The 17,654-nt window shown below is 41.5% G+C and carries 16 protein-coding genes; 1 reads left to right on the top strand and 15 read right to left on the bottom strand.

Features of this window, described 5'->3' with window-relative positions:
• Positions 1-15 precede the first annotated feature (15 nt).
• The 14 genes from ACWU4D_RS11245 to ACWU4D_RS11180 form a co-directional block, all read right to left on the bottom strand.
• Positions 16-834, bottom strand: coding sequence for an ABC transporter permease (locus ACWU4D_RS11245; RefSeq protein ID WP_456051518.1), 819 nt, complete (start codon positions 832-834; stop codon positions 16-18).
• Positions 834-1,754 carry an ABC transporter permease gene (locus tag ACWU4D_RS11240; RefSeq protein WP_456051517.1) on the bottom strand — a complete coding sequence of 307 codons (921 nt, stop codon included), beginning with the start codon at positions 1,752-1,754 and terminating at the stop codon, positions 834-836. Before ACWU4D_RS11240 ends, ACWU4D_RS11245 begins: the two co-directional genes overlap by 1 nt.
• A complete protein-coding gene (locus tag ACWU4D_RS11235; protein ID WP_456051516.1) occupies positions 1,754-2,836 on the bottom strand; it encodes an ABC transporter ATP-binding protein in 1,083 nt (360 codons plus the stop codon). The genes ACWU4D_RS11240 and ACWU4D_RS11235 overlap by 1 nt, the downstream gene beginning before the upstream one ends.
• A gap of 234 nt (positions 2,837-3,070) precedes the next feature.
• Positions 3,071-3,865, bottom strand: a complete 795-nt coding sequence (locus ACWU4D_RS11230) for a helix-turn-helix transcriptional regulator (RefSeq protein ID WP_456051515.1) — start codon at positions 3,863-3,865, stop codon at positions 3,071-3,073.
• A gap of 149 nt (positions 3,866-4,014) precedes the next feature.
• Entirely contained in the window at positions 4,015-4,965 is a 951-nt protein-coding gene (locus ACWU4D_RS11225) for a LysR family transcriptional regulator (protein ID WP_456051514.1), read from the bottom strand.
• Between the two features lie 262 nt (positions 4,966-5,227).
• Positions 5,228-5,902, bottom strand: a complete 675-nt coding sequence (locus ACWU4D_RS11220) for a DUF1028 domain-containing protein (RefSeq protein WP_456051513.1) — start codon at positions 5,900-5,902, stop codon at positions 5,228-5,230.
• 13 nt (positions 5,903-5,915) lie between these two features.
• Positions 5,916-6,335 (bottom strand): RidA family protein, encoded by a 420-nt coding sequence (locus tag ACWU4D_RS11215; protein WP_456051512.1) that lies wholly within the window; start codon positions 6,333-6,335, stop codon positions 5,916-5,918.
• Positions 6,336-6,387: 52 nt separating this feature from the next.
• Complete coding sequence (locus ACWU4D_RS11210; protein ID WP_456051511.1) at positions 6,388-7,644, bottom strand: flavin-containing monooxygenase; 1,257 nt, start codon at positions 7,642-7,644, stop codon at positions 6,388-6,390.
• An 862-nt stretch (positions 7,645-8,506) separates the two neighbouring features.
• Positions 8,507-9,664, bottom strand: a complete 1,158-nt coding sequence (gene argE, locus ACWU4D_RS11205; protein WP_456051510.1) for an acetylornithine deacetylase — start codon at positions 9,662-9,664, stop codon at positions 8,507-8,509.
• 100 nt (positions 9,665-9,764) lie between these two features.
• A complete protein-coding gene (locus ACWU4D_RS11200; RefSeq protein WP_456051509.1) occupies positions 9,765-11,375 on the bottom strand; it encodes a GMC family oxidoreductase in 1,611 nt (536 codons plus the stop codon).
• 15 nt (positions 11,376-11,390) lie between these two features.
• Positions 11,391-12,272, bottom strand: a complete 882-nt coding sequence (locus tag ACWU4D_RS11195; RefSeq protein WP_456051508.1) for an ABC transporter ATP-binding protein — start codon at positions 12,270-12,272, stop codon at positions 11,391-11,393.
• Positions 12,260-13,057: an ABC transporter permease gene (locus ACWU4D_RS11190; protein ID WP_456051507.1), complete on the bottom strand. Its 798-nt coding sequence runs from the start codon at positions 13,055-13,057 to the stop codon at positions 12,260-12,262. Before ACWU4D_RS11190 ends, ACWU4D_RS11195 begins: the two co-directional genes overlap by 13 nt.
• Before the next feature lie 14 nt (positions 13,058-13,071).
• Positions 13,072-14,064, bottom strand: coding sequence for an ABC transporter substrate-binding protein (locus ACWU4D_RS11185; RefSeq protein ID WP_456051506.1), 993 nt, complete (start codon positions 14,062-14,064; stop codon positions 13,072-13,074).
• Positions 14,065-14,503: 439 nt separating this feature from the next.
• Positions 14,504-15,706, bottom strand: coding sequence for a YbfB/YjiJ family MFS transporter (locus tag ACWU4D_RS11180; RefSeq protein WP_456051505.1), 1,203 nt, complete (start codon positions 15,704-15,706; stop codon positions 14,504-14,506).
• 122 nt (positions 15,707-15,828) lie between these two features.
• Between ACWU4D_RS11180 and ACWU4D_RS11175 the strand changes: the two genes are divergently transcribed.
• Positions 15,829-16,701 carry a LysR family transcriptional regulator gene (locus ACWU4D_RS11175; protein WP_456051504.1) on the top strand — a complete coding sequence of 291 codons (873 nt, stop codon included), beginning with the start codon at positions 15,829-15,831 and terminating at the stop codon, positions 16,699-16,701.
• Here the strand turns inward: ACWU4D_RS11175 and ACWU4D_RS11170 are convergent.
• Positions 16,698-17,630, bottom strand: a complete 933-nt coding sequence (locus ACWU4D_RS11170; protein ID WP_456051503.1) for a LysR family transcriptional regulator — start codon at positions 17,628-17,630, stop codon at positions 16,698-16,700. The two genes, ACWU4D_RS11175 and ACWU4D_RS11170, sit on opposite strands and share 4 nt — an antisense overlap.
• Positions 17,631-17,654 lie beyond the last annotated feature (24 nt).

The raw sequence follows: 17,654 nt of genomic DNA, 5'->3' as shown, positions 1-17,654 counted from the left end.
TGTAATAATTCCGAGTTATGATTCCGATGGATGTTCTTGGCCAGACCGGCCGACAATCCACGATAGGGTGACAAAAATAATTGATACAAAAAGCATAAGGGTTGAAATCGCCATAATGTTTGGCTTTATCCCTTGTTTAACCGAACCAAAGATTACGGTTGGTAGTGTTTCGATACCCGCTCCTTTAACGAAGTTGGTAATCAAAAAATCGTCTAGCGATATGATGAACGCGAGAAGGAAACCAGAAAGAACGCCCGGCATCATTATCGGTAAAAGTACCTTCTTGAAAGCATCTCTTGGTGTCGCGTAGAGATCCATCGCAGCTTGTTCATACATTGGTGGAATCGTCTGCATTCGAGCTGATATTGGTAGATATGCAAACGGTATACAAAATATGGTGTGTGCGATAAGGATGGTTAATACTCCACCATTAAATCCAATGGCTGAAAAGAACACCAAACTCGCAACTGCGGTCACCACTTCTGGAACCATTAACGGTAAGTTAATCAGTGCAAATCCAGTAACCTTCCCTCTGAATGATCCGCCTCTCGTCATTGCCACAGCCGCAGCCAAAGCAATCATGGTAGCAATACTCGCCGCACAGATAGCGATGACCAAGGAGTTAATAGCCGCCTGTTCAAACTTCCCAGATTCAGGGCCGGTAAAGACATCCATGTACCAGTTAAGTGACCATCCACCCCAGTTTGTTATCGACGATGAAGCGTTAAATGAGTAAATCGCAACAACGATAAGCGGCGTATATAGAATTACCAAACACAGAACAGTAATTGCGCGAAAACCGGTAAATTTTCTTAAATCAGTTACTTGAGTCATTAGTTACTCTCCTTATGCTGATTTCTCGCGTAAACAAACAGAACCGCCATAACGATGGTCAACAAAATCATTGATATTGCCGCGCCAAATGGCCAGTTTCCTGCGGAGCCTTTAAACTGCTCTTCGATAAGAGAACCAATCATAAAGTTCTTGGCACCACCTAAAAGATCCGGTGCGAGGAACGCGCCTAAAGAGGGAACAAAAACCAAGATACAGCCAGCAATGATTCCAGGTTTCACGACAGGTAGAATAACTAAACGCAATGTGGTCCACGCGCCGGCATAAAGGTCGGCAGCGGCTTCAGACAAACTAAAGTCGTATCGTTCAACCGAGGCGTAAATCGGTAAAACCATAAAAGGTAAGTAGCTATAAAATAGTCCTAGCTGAACCGCAATATCAGTATTAATTAAGCCAAGCGGTTCAGATATCGTGCCAGTCCAAAGTAAAAACTCATTAAGTGGTCCACTATCACGAATCAGGAACTTCATCGATACTGTGCGAATGAGTAGATTCACCCAGTATGGAATCGTGACTAAAAAGAGCCATATCGCACGGCTTTTTTCATCACGAGTGGCAATAAACCACGCCGTTGGAAAACCAATCACCAGACATAAAAGTGTTGCCATTCCCGCTTGGTAAATAGAGCGAAGGAATATGTTGATGTATGTCCACTCAACAACAGGAGGCTCATCACCAAACAAGCCGCGATCAAGAAAGAACTGATCGTAGGAAGCAAACGAAAATTCCCAAATAACACCACCACGGAATTCTTTCGTAAGGAAAGAGTAGACACCCATCATAAGCACAGGAAGTAATAGGAAAAAACCAATCATCACCCATGAAGGAAGCATCAAGCGAAATGCATGACCTTTATAAATATCCGATGAGATATTCGCGCCGAGCGACGCACCCGCAGCCATTAATCTATCAACAGGCTAGCGGCACCTGCCTCCAGTTTTAGACCAATAACATCACCCGTCTGAGGGATTGTAACTGAAGCTGAGTTCTGAATTCGAACCGTAATGTCTTCATCATCAACCAGTTTTAACTCAATGTGTGTATCCGTTCCGAGGTAAACTTGACCAGTTACAGTGCCTTTAAGATCCCCCGCTTCCGGTGAGCAAAAACTGATGCGCTCAGGTCTAACCGATAGGTGCCCTTTACCTGGATTCACTTTGGCAGCAGCAGGACAAGAAAATGGGTGACCGCCCGGTAAATGAATTTGTGCAATACCATCGGTTACCGAGAGGACTTCAACATCGAGTAAATTGGTTTCTCCAATAAAGTCTGCCACAAATCGATTAATCGGTGTTTCATAGATCTCTTTTGGCGTACCCACTTGCTGAACGTAACCATTCGACATTACCGCAATGCGATCCGACATGGTTAACGCTTCTTCTTGGTCATGAGTAACAAAGACAAACGCAATGCCTGTTTCTCTTTGGATCTTTTTAAGTTGAACACGTACAGCTTGACGAAGTTTTAGATCCAATGCAGAGAGTGGTTCATCAAGAAGCAAGACTTTAGGACGTGGCGCTAATGCTCGTGCTAACGCAACCCTTTGCTGTTGTCCGCCAGATAACTGTGAAGGTTTTCGTGTCGCATGCTCATCAAGTTGAACCAATTTCAGCATATCATCAGCACGACGAATTGCTTCCTTCTTGGTCCATCCACTGCGTAGCAACCCGAACATAACGTTTTGTTCAACGGTCATATGTGGAAACAGCGCGTATTGTTGAAATACAGTGTTAACTGGGCGTTCATAGGCTTGTAACCCAGTTAAATCTTCATCATTAAGTCGAATATGCCCTTCACTGACATCTTCAAATCCAGCGATGCATCTCAATAACGTGGTTTTGCCACAGCCAGAAGGCCCCAGCAAAGTAAAAAATTCGTTTTCTTTTATGTCTAACGAAATATTATGCAGTGCGGTAAAAGAACCATAACGCTTAACTACGTTATCAATTCCTACCGAAGCATTTTGTGCAATTTGTGTAATCATGACGCCTTCCCTGATACCCCTCACAATGATAATTTAACTTTATATCACCTGATTTGAGGGGTATATAACCCCAGGGGGGTATGGCATGTCAAAAATGGCATTTATTTGTTTAAAATCAACATGTTAACAAAAAAATAATGAGGGTTTAGTGACAATTTCATCATCAATAGGTTGAATTTCGGGTATCAATAGTGACCTGGAAATAACGAGGAAGATAAATATAAATTTAGCGGGCTACAGAGTAGAAAATATCGGCATTAACAAGGCAAATAATTCAGCTTGAGAGCTGATGCTGCATTTGGCGTACAGTTGTTTACGAAATACCTTAACGGTTTCCTTACTAATATCGAGATTAAGTGAAATAGAAAGTGAAGAATGACCTTGCAAGATATAGAACGCCACTTCAGCCTGTCGAGGACTTAACGCAATGTTATGTTTTTCAATCAACACACTTCTCAGGCGATCAGTAACAGGAGGGAGGGCAATATTTTTTCCTTCTTTGGGTTCATAATTTCCCCAGTGCTGCTCACATAGTGCAGACAACAAAGATTCTAACGACTTCAAATACTCAATTTCAGATTTGCAGTAGAGTAGCTGACTTGTTTTATCGCGACCAAAACAGGCCGTTAACGTTGTCTCATGCCCTAAACGCGCAAACAGAGCAAGCTCATCAATGAGATTCGTATCTTGGTAATATTCACGATAATAACTGGTGTGTTTAAACTGATCCGGCGCCATATCGAAAATGTCGTGAATGCCAGATTGAATGCCACTGCGTACCGCATGATAAAACGGATCGAGTAAATAAGCCCCGCTAAGATAATGCGTCTGCATCTTCCGGTAGACCGTAGGATCCTTTGATTCACGGTACAGCTCTTCAGGGTTGTGGTCTTTATGATAAACAAGAATAATCAGATTATCACAGGAAATAACTTTACCGAAGAAATGATGAAGTGCTTCAGGAAAATGTTCTTTGCCCAGAGAACGCACCAGTTGGGCAAGAGCCTTGTCATGTTTTTTCTCTAACATATTGACCTTAAACTTCTTCCTTCAACCAAACAAACACGGCAGATAATATCAACAGGGTAACTTACATTCACAAAAAACACGACTCTCGAAGTCGTCTCTTTTTGAACCATTATAGCGTGTGCGTTAGACCAGAGTTCCTAACAGCATAGTTAGGTAGGTTCCGCTGTTTTCGTTACATCTAATTGTTCAGGAATAAGTATACCGGATGCGAAGTCTTCTAACACTTTAAAAAATGCTTCCCCTGCCGGAGTCAATTGCTGTTGCTTTAATTTCACAATGCCCATTGTTAGAGGCATAAGATCCCCTTCCAATGGAATCGACGCAAACTTGGTTCCATCAAGTGCAATGTTACTGTGAACCGGAGTGTTGAAGATAGAATACCCAAAGCCATTTGCAACCATTCCCCTTACCATGCCTAGTGAATGTGCATGATACCCAACAGTTGGCTTGGTACCTTGAGATAAAAATAGGGAGTGGAAATATTCTCGACTGACGGGCCAATCGAGCATCACCATCGGATAATTAGCTAACTCTTTTATCGAAACGCCTTTCTTTTTGGCTAAAGGATGGTCGAGTTCGCAAACCACGTAAGGCGGTAAGCTAATCAGCGGGATAAATTCAACAATGGAAGGCAGTTGCATATCGTAGGTTATTGCAAATTCATATTTGCTCGTGATTAACCCTTCAAGTAAATCGCGTTGATGCTTTTCATCACATTGAACCGTTACGGCTGGATATTTCTCAACGAACTCTTTAAGCATTGCAGGCATCATCAACGAGGTGAACGTAGGGAAACCAACTATCCGCAGTGATCCTGATATTTCGGTTCCCAGCGAACTGACGAACTGAGAAAGATCCTCAGCACCCTGTAGCAGAGCTTTCGCTTTATGATAAAACTCCGCACCTTGACTGGTTAGGGCTAACCCTTGAGCGTGATGGCGAATAAACAACTTCAACCCGGTAACATCTTCGAGATGATGAATGGCGCACGAGATTGATGGTTGAGAAACAAATAGCACCTCCGCAGCCTTGGTGACACTGCTATGTTCTCCAGCTGCAACGAAATACGTGAGTTGTTTCAATGTGAATTTATTTGCCATTTTTCATCTCGATTGTTGCATTTATGTTGTGGTTATTAGAAAAGTGTACTGAATTAATTAATCAAATACAAAGCATACTTTAGTTTAATAAAACTAATTCATAGCCACAGAATATGTATAAATTACAAATCTTATTATTTATCAATAACAGACAAGATCGCCATAAATTTAGCTTCAAACACACAATCGCCTTATTTCCTCAAGAAAATAAGGCGATGAAATTAGTCAGGTTGAGAGCGAAACCTATGGCTTGTTACAGCCTTTACTCATCTCCAGGAACACCATAACTTGCGGCAGAATCTGGAGATTCAGCACGTAAGATATAGTCTTTGATCTGAGGGCTATAAACATCCAATAGTGTTCCAAGTTCTTCTATCGGTAGGTCATTCCAATCAACACGAAGATCCACAATAGGCCAATTCTGATCACCATAGACTTTGAGTCCAGCTGACTTAACCGGCCCTGCTTCACCGCCATTATCAACACCCGCTTGCAGAGAAAGTAATAAGCGTTCTGGTAAACTTAATTGTTCATTTGCTTCAAAAAAGTCAACCATAGCTTGAGGAACAGAGGTATTGTCTAACAGGTTACCCATTGCAATGCATGAGTCCCCTATCGCTTCTCCAACGTTTCCTAAAGCATTCGCGCCGCTGTAAACAACACTCTCGTTCTTTCCATCAAGAATACCCAGTTGGCGATACTCAATATGCTGCTCCGAACGGCGCAAAATATCTAACGCTTGTTGAGGTGTATTTCCGAGCTCCAACTGCTCTAGACCTAGAGGCCCAAGATCTGGGTTAGTGATATTCTGAGTTAAAACAACACCAACTTTTGACTTAGCAAATGCACATCGGCTTGCAACACTGATACTTGATGATGAAATAGCAGTACCAAACATCCCAGTTTTCTTACAAAAACCCGCAATGGAAAATGTCATTATTGATTCCTTTCTAATTCGCTTCTTCTGGCAATACGGCGATAACGTCAATTTCCATTAACCACTCAGGCTGAGCAAGTCCAGCAACGACCAACCCTGTAGAAATTGGGAATACGCCTTTTAGCCACTTACCAACTTCTTTGTATACTGGCTCTCTGAATCGAGGGTCAGTGATATACGTGGTTGTTTTAACTATATGACTCAAATCAGAACCACATTCCTCAAGCAACTGCTTTACATTTTTCATCGCTTGCTCTGCTTGCTTTTGTGGGTCACCGAGTCCAACAAGATTACCCTCAAAGTCAGTGCCAATTTGGCCACGAACATAGATGGTATTACCCGCAACAACTGCTTGGCACAGATCGTTGTCTAAAGACTGAGTTGGATAAGTTTCTTTCGTATTAAACATACGAATACGTTTATGAGTCGGCATACAGGTTCCTATTGTTCAATAATTAAATTATGGTGCTAGGTCTTAGCAACCATTACTTCTTTTCATATCGATGATATTTATTTTGCGTCCCGATATGATCAGCAACATATTTCGCATCATGCCAACAACCCCAGATAAACGTCGAACCACGACGAGATAACCAAGGTAAACCGACAAAATACATACCAGGTGCTGCGGTAACACCACGTTGATGTATCGGCGCTCCATTTTCAGAAATCACGTCTACATCGAGCCAGCTATAATCAGATTTAAAGCCAGTTGCCCAAATAATCGTAGTAATACCTTTCGCTGCAAGGTCGACTTCAAGAAGCGGGTTTAGCATACATTCAGGTGTTGCTACCTCACGCCTTGCTTCCGGCTCTTCTGGAAGATCCAAACCGTGCTTTTTAATATACGCATCAGCAGCATCAAGTAAAGAGAGATAATTTTTATCACCGTTGTTAACGTTGGTCACTAGATCTTCGCCAACATAAATCTTACCGTTTTCATAAGACTCTGTGCGGCCTAACAACGTAATTCCATCATGAGCGAGCTGACGAAAATCTATCGTGATTCCTTCATGTGCACCACTTACTGCGATAGTAACGTGCTCTGTACCAGGTTCAACAGCAGGTGCATCCCATAAGCCGAGTACACCAAGCCACCAAACGAAATCTCTGCCACGGTAGGCGCGTGGTGGGCGATCATGTGGTCCTACAGACAGATAAACATCTTTCCCTGCTCGGTTAAGTTCATCTGCTATTTGAACACCTGATGAACCCGCACCGACAACAAGCACACCGCCGTCATTTAGCTGGCCTGGGTTAAAATATTGAGACGAATGAATCTGAGATACTGACTCAGACTCCGGCATGATTGGCGGAATCGATGGATATTGAAACGGTCCAGTCGCGCAAACAATATGTTTGGCTTTAATCACACCTTTGCTCGTTTCAACGGTATAACCTAGCTCTTCTTCAAGCGGAGACACTCGGTTAACTTCAACGCCGGTATAAACAGGTAATTGGAATTTTTCAACATACTCGACGAAGTAAGATGCAACACGTTCTTTAGATGGAAACGCATCTTGGTCGATATCATCAAAATTCAAGTTTGGGAAACGGTCATGCCATGCTGGACCGTTTGCTACCAATGAATCCCATCGTTGCGATCGCCATCTTTCTGCTATACGATTTTTTTCAATAACAACGTGATTGATATCAAGAGCTGTTAGATGTTCACTTGTTGCAATGCCAGCTTGTCCGGCACCAATAACAACGGTATCAACTTCTAGATTGTGTAAGTCCATTTTTGTCACCTTTTTTAACTTCCATTTTTGTTAGTACTGAGAGTAAAAGAAGATATTTAATCAATAAAATATGATTAACTAATTCTCTACATCGAAAAATATTATCCAACAGGATAAATTCAATAAATTCATGTGTTTTCAATCCCAATATAATCATCAAAAATGTTGATTTATAGGAATAATAAATATATTTAAGTTAGTAGGTTAAAATGATAACTCGCATCAAGCATGTTCATTTCAATAGCGAGAAATTATTCTATAAAAATAAATTTTTAGATTTTTCATTTTAAAAAAATAAATTTTATGTAACATCTATATTATAGATAGAATACACAATAATTATTATAAACATACCGAGAAATAACCTAGCCTATTAAGTTATAAGCCCTAGAAAATTCAGAGCACTTCCTATTCTGCGCGCGATATATGCCGTTAACGATATTCGCCATGCATTTGCTCGCAAAGGTTAGTTCGCATTTTCACAAGTGTAACGTCAGATACATACACAGCAGAGAGCTCCGAGAATTTTAGAAAATCTCGAAGAGAGAGCATTAGACTCATAAAGTGTCAAAAAAATCGCCCAATAAATAATCAACTCTTATTAAAAATAAACATTAGTTATTATTCACACTATGAATAATAACATTCTAATCATTATTATCAGTCATTTTAAAAATTCCCAATCACCATTAGAATGCTATTAAAACAAAGAACAAAACATCGCTTTTGAAAAAATATGTATAAATAATTAAAATATATAAAATTAAATAGCTATTAAATATAGATTTAATTTCAGTAAAAACCCACTTATGTGATGTTATTGTACTGTTTTTGAGAACTCTATATGGCTTTAGATAAAATTTTATTCACTCAGAGAAAGAATAAGCCGTTCTAAAAATATCTCCGATTTCGTTATCTGTTCAAGATGGATATATTCATTTGGTTTATGTCCCTGTTCCATATTTCCAGGTCCACATACAACCGTTGGCACGCCAAGCCTTTCACTAAACAAGCCCCCTTCGGTTCCAAAATTTATCTGTCCCTCTTCAGCGTCATCGACCAAGCTTTTTAAGTAACTCAAGATGTCTTGGTCTTCGGTTTTCGCCAATCCGGGGTATTCTGTGAGCATCTCTATTTCAATATTGGCTTCGGGAGAGACACCTTGAATATCTTCAATTAACTCTTGGACGTATTGGGTAAAGGCCTGAAAAAACACTTTCGGATCATCAGCGGCAATATTTCGTATTTCAAAGTCAAATTGACAATGTTTCGGTACAATATTAAGCGCGGTACCGCCATGCACGGTGCCAGTATGAATAGTGCTATAGGGAATTTCGTAATCGTCGTTGAATGGACCATTGTGTTTCTTGTCGTTCGCGGCATCTTCTAACCAGTTAATCATTCGAGCAGCAATGTTAACTGCATTAACCCCATAAGGTGCCATACCAGAATGACACTCTTTGCCCGTGACAATCACTCGTGCAGCTAACTTACCTTTATGAGACGTGACCAGTTTCATATCGGTCGGTTCACCAACAATACACGCTGCAGGTTTAACGTCCATATGGCGAAATTGCTCAATAAGGCTACGCACCCCTAAACAACCGATTTCTTCGTCATAAGAAAAGGCTAAGTGGATTGGTTTTTTTAATGAAGCGTTAACCATAGAGGGAACGCTCGACAAAACGACAGCGACGAATGACTTCATATCTGTCGTTCCCCTGCCGTACGCTTTGTCATCTTTGAAGGTTAGCGTATAAGGATCTGTATCCCATTGTTGCCCAGTAACTGGAACCGTATCAGTATGACCAGACAGCATAACACCTGGTTTATCTATTGGGCCGATAACGGCATGTAAATTAGCCTTGGTTCGTTCATCATTGTAATCAAGATCTGACTCTACGCCATACTCTAGAAGAAACGCTTGAACAAACTCCATTAACGCTAAATTAGATAATTTACTTGTCGTATCAAACCCTATCAGAGTTTCCAGTGTTTTCAATGTCAACTGACTAGCCATTTGTTTACCTGTTTACCTATTTGTTTTTTGGTTAACGCTTATACTGATAATTAAAGTTACTAATGATTCAAGTTACTGACGCTCTCAGTGGCTACAGAGTTTACGCTGCCACGGTCTGTGAAGGCGTTTTTATAAAATCTGCAGCTCGTTCGCCGATCATAATACAAACAGCATTGGTGTTACCGCTTACCAGTGTTGGCATTATCGCAGCATCAGCCACTCGTAATCCCGCTATACCATGAACTTTTAATTCAGGACAAACGACAGATTGAGCATCCGTTCCCATCTTACACGTTCCCACTGGGTGGAAGACCGTAGCGCCGTACTCTTTAACATACTCAAGTAACTGCTCATCAGTCGTGCAATCTTTACCAGGAAGCATTTCTGTCCCACGAGCGCCATCAAATTCTGAATCAGCGAGTATCTTACGAGCACAACGAATGCCTTCAATAAGCACTTTTGCATCGTCTTCATTTGATAGGAAATTATAATCTAACAACAGATCTTGTTCAGGCGTAATAGATACAAAGCCAATACTTTTAGGTCTCAACACACAAGTATGCACCGCATATCCATGTCCCCATTCAAATAAGCGACCTCTGTGACTACGGTAGCCCGGCACGAAATGGAACTGAACATCTGGACGATCTTCACTTACCGTAGATGCAAATCCGCCAGCTTCAACGTAGTTTGTCGTCATCCACCCTTTTCGATTAAAGACATAACGAAAAGGAGAAGTTAAGATCTGCGGCAAAGCACCTAATGAGAAACCAAGTGTTTTGCTTGAATTCGATCGAACCGTCACCAAACCATCAAGATGATCTTGCAAGTTCTGACCGACACCAGGCAACTCGTGCTTTACATGAATCCCCGCTTTTTCTAATTCTTCTCGTGGACCAATCCCCGATTTCATCAGAATAAATGGGCTACCTAGAGCACCCGCACTTAATATCACTTCTTGAGAACAAAATAGTGTCGACTTTGCTTCTCCTTGAGTAATGACGATACCCTTAGCTTGATTTTCGTCAATCAGAACTTTTTCAACATCAACATTAACCATCACATGTAAGTTTGGTCGTGCTTCAAGAACTGGGCTAACAAACGCTTTGTAGCTCGACTGACGCTTACCTTTAACTTGAGTCACGTTATAGATCCCAGCGCCAAGCTGTGCTTCCCCATTAAAATCCGAGTTGTGCTCAAGGCCAAGAGACTTTTTCGCCGCACGCACAAATTGGTGTGAGAATGGATTTGGATCTTTCGGTTTATCGACGAGTAACTCACCTTCAAAACCATGAAGATTTGATGACTGACCCAGCATGTTTTTTTCTGATTTCTTAAAGAATGGAAGTACGTCATCCCACCCCCAACCTTGCGCTCCTGAGTCTTTCCATTGATTGTAATCCGTTTCGTCACCACGAATATAAATCATACTGTTCATAGAAGACGAACCACCTAGCGCTCTTCCTCTTGGACAATGCAACACTCGGTCGTTCATATTTTTCTGTGGTGCGGAATAATAGTTCCAACTGTACTTTTTGCTTTTATAGAGCGTAATGGTACCTGCTGGAATCTGAATTCTCGGAGAATTATCGCGGTCACCCGCTTCAATCAAGCAAACCGTAACATTCGGGTCTTCAGACAATCGACTTGCAATCACGCTTCCTGCGGAACCAGCTCCGACGACAATGTAATCAAATGTGTTCTTTTCCATAGAACTTCCCTACTACTAAGACTCTGCTTTATCTGCTATTTCAGTCATATCATCGTGAAGAAGCGATAAAATCTCTCTTTTCAACGAAATGAATTCAGGATCCATGACCATATCGAGAGTTCTAGGATGTGGAATATTGACATCTAGAATCTTCTGTATGCGTCCTGGCTTCCCATCCATAACAAACACTCGATCACCCAACATAATTGCTTCATCGATATCATGAGTCACAAATACAACGGTTTTCTTACTGTGTTCCCAAACTTGCAGCAGCAGTTGTTGCATTTGCATGCGAGTTTGGCTGTCCAACGCGCCAAATGGTTCATCCATTAGCAGTATTTCTGGGTCATTGGCCAACGAGCGTGCAATGGCGACTCGCTGTTTCATGCCTCCAGAAAGTTGATTCGGATAGTTGTCAGCAAAGCTATCTAAACCTACTTCCGTTAAATATTTCTCAACGATTACTTTACGTTGCGCTGCAGGCATCTTCTTTTGCTTAAGACCAAATTCGATATTTTCAGCGACGGTTAACCAAGGAAACAAGGTGTAGCCTTGGAAGACCATGCCTCGATCGGCTCCTGGTCCGTCGACAATCTTATCTGCCACTCTGATCTTACCTTCAGTCGGATCATTTAACCCGGCTGTAAGATAAAGCAGGCTCGATTTACCACAGCCAGAAGGCCCAACGATTACTGCAAATTCATTCTTTTTCACTTCCATTGATACGTCTTTCAGAGCCGTAAAGCTTCCACCATTTGGCGTGGGAAATTTTAACGTGATGTTATCAATGTGCAGTTGAACTGTTTTCTTATCCACTACTTCTTGAATATCAACAACGGAATTCTCAGAAGGTTGCGTTAAAGGCGTTGTCGACATTGGTTCGCTTAGTTGGCCCATGAGCTTATTCTCTCTCTTAGAATTTTGAAAAACTGATCCGTACCTAGGCCTAACAACCCGATCACAACAATCGCTAGGAAAATCACATCAACTTGGAAACCACGCATGGCTTTAAGACTGATGTATCCTAATCCGCTGGTCGCGGCGACAAGCTCAGCGACAACAAGGTAGGTCCAAGCCCAACCAATCGTGACGCGTAACGTATCTAAAATACCCGGCAGTGACGCTGGTGCGATAACCTGAGAAACCACTTTAAATCGGCTGGTTCCTAGCGTATATGCCGCGTGTAAAAGGTCTTTTGAAACATTTCGAGACACATCGGATATCATCACAAGCTGCTGGAAAAAGACGCCAAAGAAAATAACCGTCACACGCTGCTCAATACCAATACCGATCCACAATATAAATAGCGGAACAAATGACGTTACTGGCAAATAGCGAATAAAGTTAACGAGTGGTTCTAGCAGTGACTGAACGATTTTAAAGCTTCCCATCAACATTCCCAATGGAATAGCAATGATCGCAGAAACCCAAAAACCAATTAATACCACTTGCACACTTGCCCAAATATGTCCGATTAGACTGCCGTCCTCCACAAGACGTATTCCAGTTTGGAGTACGTCTAATGGAGAAGGTAGGAACATACTTGGCACTATATCGCTCATCGAAAGGATGAACCAACTGGACAACATTACGATCCAGCTGATTGCACCAGCACCTAACACTATCTTCCTAGGTAACGGTTCCTTAGGTGAAGTGAGCTGCTTAAAACTTATAGAGGCCATTGATGAATTCCTTTTTATTTGGCTGCGAATGAGCTATCAACTAACTCTTTGAATGTGACGCTGTACTCAATACCCAACAACTCGCTCCACGTTTCGTTTGCAAGCTTGATGATTGGAGATAAGTCACCTTCGGCGCCATCTTTGCCCAACAATTTGATGTTCATCTCTTTGTCATAAAAACGGACAGTCGCTGCAGCGGCAGCCAATTCTTTAGGATCAGATAAGTATCCACCAATGCCTTTTGCCATGATTGCGTAAGCATCTTCTGGGTTAGTTTTGGTGTATTCAACCGCACGATATAAACCATCAACAAGTGCTTGGACATCTTCAGGTTGTTTTTCGATCACATCACAATTAAGTGCAACAACATCAACGATTACGCCTGGAGTGCTACTACTATCAATGAGAACTTTGCCTGCATTGTTATTGCGAACGTGAGTAAGGTTTGGTTCCCATGTAACAGCTGCTGGAACTCGACCCGCGATAAATGCGCTTGCGGCATCATCTGCTGTCATGTTTTGAACCGTGATATCAGACATAGACATGCCTTCATCTTTCAGTAGGTTCGACAACCAGAACTGAGATACTGACCCTTCATTTACCGCGACAGTTTTACCTTTCAAGTCCTGCATTGAGTCAATACCGTCTTGAACAACGATTCCATCACCACCAAAACTGTCATCAAGTACCGCAACAGCTTTGAAGCAAAATTTAGGGCGATATTTTAAAATTTCATCGATGGTTGATGCTGAGCCCGATAATTGACCAGATGCAGCAGCGGCCATGTACATTGAAGACTCTTCAATTGTAGTCAGTTCGAGATTTAATCCTTTCTCTTCAAAGTAACCCAATTCCTTAGCTAAATAGAGTGTTCCATACCCAACCCAAGTCGTATGACCTAACGAAATTGTTCCAGCATTTGCAGCACCTGCAGAGAGTGCCATTGCAGTCGCGGCTGCGATACTTACCTTAGCGGCTTTTTTCGTTACGTTTTTTATTAATGTCATTGTTATTCCTTCCTTTGGTTTCTGACTTTATTGATATTTAAATCGTTATGAACTTGATCCATATCATTTGTTTACAGTAGAAAACTTTCTGGAAGTTGATTCAATTATGTTTTTTTGTAACATTAAATTAATTTTATTAAAGCAAGTATTTTGCACCAAATTAGCATTTAATTAACATTTAAACGCACAAAAATAGGGCAGGCAATTAAATAAAGGAAGTTGGAGAGAATTAAATCTGAGAGAATTAATTAAATAACTAACATATACATTTCAATGTTTTAAATTAAAAAACATTAATAATTAGATAATATTTAGAAGTGTAAAATTAGTAATTGGCACACTTATTGGCAAAATAGACATGATATTAAAAAAATAAATTTAATTTCATGTCTACATTAGTTTTTCATTAAAACCGCCTAACTAGCACGTATAAACCTTGCTATATATTCACTTCTAGTCTATCACCTGAGTTTATTCCGTTTAACGTGTTGCTTCGAGCACGTTGAATACATGCGGCCCCGAATAGCACGACCACAGCCGCCATATATAACCCGGTTTGATAGTCTCCATTTCTCGCAATAATGACACTAACTACAAATGGGGAGAGTATCTGACCAATGCTATAACTGATTGTCATTCTACCCATCATTTGACAAGTATTACCTGGAGACAATCGACCTGCTACCGTCAATGTCATGCTCACAATACTAATAAAGGTACACCCATAGAGAACAGAGCCTAACAGCACTCCTTCTAAATTATTTAACAATACCGGTGCAGCAATACCCAGAGCATGTACTAAAAATGCAATCAACAGCACGTTCAACATGCCTATTTTTCGAGCAATAAAATCCCAAATGATGCATGCTGGAATCGCGCAAATACCTATCAGCAAAAAGGCTAAGTTTCCTTTGCCCTCTGTTCCAGGCATCTGGTCAACAATTGCAACAATGAAAGTCGCACTTATTACAAAACCAACGCCTGCACAAAAATAGGCAGCCATTATTAAATTAATAAAGCGTTGTCTTAATAGCGATACAGGGGAAAAGCTTGCCGTTTTTACGACTGTCTCATTGGCCGCACTCGGCATCCATAACCAAGCTGGAATAGAAAACAAGACAGCGAAGAAACACAGTAGCTCCCATTGCTCACTCCAATTGAGTTGAGGAAGTGATGCTTCGACCAGTAGCGAACAAAAAACAATACCAATGCCTATCCCAGCGAAATGTATACCAAGCTCGCTTCTATATCCGTTGCGGGTTAACCAATCCATGATCAATCCCGATCCCACTAAAAACCCAATTGCGCTTCCAAACCCAGCGATAAAGCGAAAAACGCCCCACAACAGACTGGATTCGGTTATTCCCATTCCGAATGTTGTCATAATCGCCATAAGTAAACTGACACGGTAAATAAGTTCTTTTATGTGAGCATCACCAATATAAGCGATAATAATGACACCGAATAAATAACCAATGTAATTAAAACTTGCCAGCCATCCACCAGCAGCGACTTCTAAACCCGCCTCGTTAATCATAATGGGTAACATTGGTGAATACGAAAAACGAGCGATACCTAACAGCACAATTTGGCTTAAAATACCCGCGACCAATATTCGTATTCTTTGTTGATTCAGATTCATTATTTAATTTATTCGCCAATAGAGAGTTTAATTTTATGGTTCCTATTTTAACTAATTTTATTATTGGTAAATATCGCATAATATAGAATGAACCTATCTCTAAAATCGAATTGTCTGAAATTATGGAATTGCTAACTCTGAAAACGTTCATTGCGGTTATTGAAGAAGGGGGAGTGTTAGCTGCATCGAAACGTTTAAATACGGTTCAATCGAACGTCACGACTCGAATCCATCGTCTAGAAGATGAATTAGGATCCCCACTTTTTCACCGCAGAGGTCGAGGGCTTGAGCTTTCTCCAGCGGGTCGAGTCTTGCATAACTATGCCAAGCAACTTTTACTGCTAGAAACCCAAACTCAAAACGCAATTCGTATGGTTGGTCAAAGCGAAGGTACGTTACGTATCGGAAGTATCGAAACATTTGCCGCCGTCCACCTGCCCCATGTTCTTAGAAAAGTCCGAAAACAACATCCTGATGTAGAGCTCAATGTTCAAGGTAGTACTAGCCAAGATTTGCTCCAGCAAGTGCTCGACTTTAAACTTGATTGCGCGTTTGTGGTTGGACCAATCGACAGTGATGAGTTGCGCTATCAAGAGGTCATGAAGGATGAACTGGCATTTGTTCGCTCAAAAAATGGCTGCTCATCAGAAACGACATTGATTCAATTTAAAGATGGGTGCACCTATCGAGCAAATGCGATTTCCTGGATGAATGAACTCGGGCGTCCAGTGGATGAAATAATGGAAATTGGTACCTTAGAAGGGATTCTTGGTTGTGTCGCGGTGGGATTGGGTTCAACGCTAATGCCAAGAACAGCCGCGGAGTTATCGCGCTATTCTAACGATCTCATCATAGAACAATTACCTGTTCATTTATCGTCAGTATCAACCAAGCTTGTCACCCATATCGAGACGCCGCCAATGGCGTGTGTACAAACGTTAGCCGCCAGCACCATAGGGTTAACCGACCAAAGAGATTGGCCGACGGTATTTTAATCGGCGTTACGCTCAAATACCAAGCTAAAGGCATTCTGTAATAGCTCAACCTTACGTGTCTCTCTGGGGATCTTCTTTTGCACCAAAGAGAGATCAAACTGATAGGTCAATATGCTGGGTTGAATGATTCTAAGTAATCCCAAGTTGAGCTCATTTTGAATGTAGCTTTGCGGCATGTAGCCTAAGTATTTACCCGACAATATCATCGCTTTACGCATATCAAACTGATAAGAACGAGCGTTAAGATTTAGCTTCGTTAACTGCTCCCGCCCCTCTTGGTGGATATCAATTCCAGGATGAATTGTCGATGCGGACGCAAGCTTATCCGCTGTAATTTGACTGTCCATGAGATTAAAAAATGGGTGTTTCTCGCCACAACACAGATATATCGGCTCGCTCGAAAGTGGACGATAACTCAACCCTTCGATCGGTTGGTATGCAGGAAAGATTCCGATATGGGCCTTATCTTTGAGTAACAGTTTTTCGATGTTCGAAATCGAGTCGCCGTCGAGAACAATATGCAGCCCGGGCGATTCTTGATGCACCATCTCAATAACGCTCGCAAGTCGCGTCTGCTTGGTCTCATCGAGTTGGTCCGCACATAAGATAACAAGTTCGCCACTGAGTTCTTTACTTAATGTCCCCACCATCAATGAAAAATCATTCAGCGACTCAAATAAATCAATGATCGATCGATAGACGATTTGTCCTTCTTCGGTCAATGAAAATCCAGCTCTGCCTCGTAGACAAAGTTTGAGATTCATTCGCGTTTCCAGATTGGTCATATGAACACTGATCGTCGACCGTGTAATGCCGAGCGCTCCTTCCGCTGCCGCAAACCCTCCGTGCTCCACCACAGATACAAATATGCGTAGCAAGCGTAAGTCATACTCGGTGATAGGTCTTGGGATGATCGAATCGGCGCGCATTAAAATCCTTAATGTTTTATATAC

It is taken from the genome of Vibrio phycocola (genome assembly GCF_053850235.1).
The sequence above is the reverse complement of the archived record's forward strand: the minus strand, read 5'-3'. Positions and strand labels throughout refer to the sequence as shown.

Excerpts from the sequence above, each read along its gene's own strand:
- ACWU4D_RS11195 (WP_456051508.1), bottom strand. The coding sequence starts at position 12,272 with ATGGGCCAACTAAGCGAACCAATGTCGACAACGCCTTTAACGCAACCT.
- argE (WP_456051510.1), bottom strand. The coding sequence starts at position 9,664 with ATGGCTAGTCAGTTGACATTGAAAACACTGGAAACTCTGATAGGGTTT.
- ACWU4D_RS11235 (WP_456051516.1), bottom strand. The coding sequence starts at position 2,836 with ATGATTACACAAATTGCACAAAATGCTTCGGTAGGAATTGATAACGTA.
- ACWU4D_RS11170 (WP_456051503.1), bottom strand. The coding sequence starts at position 17,630 with ATGCGCGCCGATTCGATCATCCCAAGACCTATCACCGAGTATGACTTA.
- ACWU4D_RS11175 (WP_456051504.1), top strand. The coding sequence starts at position 15,829 with ATGGAATTGCTAACTCTGAAAACGTTCATTGCGGTTATTGAAGAAGGG.
- ACWU4D_RS11225 (WP_456051514.1), bottom strand. The coding sequence starts at position 4,965 with ATGGCAAATAAATTCACATTGAAACAACTCACGTATTTCGTTGCAGCT.
- ACWU4D_RS11215 (WP_456051512.1), bottom strand. The coding sequence starts at position 6,335 with ATGCCGACTCATAAACGTATTCGTATGTTTAATACGAAAGAAACTTAT.
- ACWU4D_RS11220 (WP_456051513.1), bottom strand. The coding sequence starts at position 5,902 with ATGACATTTTCCATTGCGGGTTTTTGTAAGAAAACTGGGATGTTTGGT.
- ACWU4D_RS11200 (WP_456051509.1), bottom strand. The coding sequence starts at position 11,375 with ATGGAAAAGAACACATTTGATTACATTGTCGTCGGAGCTGGTTCCGCA.
- ACWU4D_RS11245 (WP_456051518.1), bottom strand. The coding sequence starts at position 834 with ATGACTCAAGTAACTGATTTAAGAAAATTTACCGGTTTTCGCGCAATT.
- ACWU4D_RS11190 (WP_456051507.1), bottom strand. The coding sequence starts at position 13,057 with ATGGCCTCTATAAGTTTTAAGCAGCTCACTTCACCTAAGGAACCGTTA.
- ACWU4D_RS11180 (WP_456051505.1), bottom strand. The coding sequence starts at position 15,706 with ATGAATCTGAATCAACAAAGAATACGAATATTGGTCGCGGGTATTTTA.
- ACWU4D_RS11240 (WP_456051517.1), bottom strand. The coding sequence starts at position 1,754 with ATGGCTGCGGGTGCGTCGCTCGGCGCGAATATCTCATCGGATATTTAT.
- ACWU4D_RS11210 (WP_456051511.1), bottom strand. The coding sequence starts at position 7,644 with ATGGACTTACACAATCTAGAAGTTGATACCGTTGTTATTGGTGCCGGA.
- ACWU4D_RS11185 (WP_456051506.1), bottom strand. The coding sequence starts at position 14,064 with ATGACATTAATAAAAAACGTAACGAAAAAAGCCGCTAAGGTAAGTATC.
- ACWU4D_RS11230 (WP_456051515.1), bottom strand. The coding sequence starts at position 3,865 with ATGTTAGAGAAAAAACATGACAAGGCTCTTGCCCAACTGGTGCGTTCT.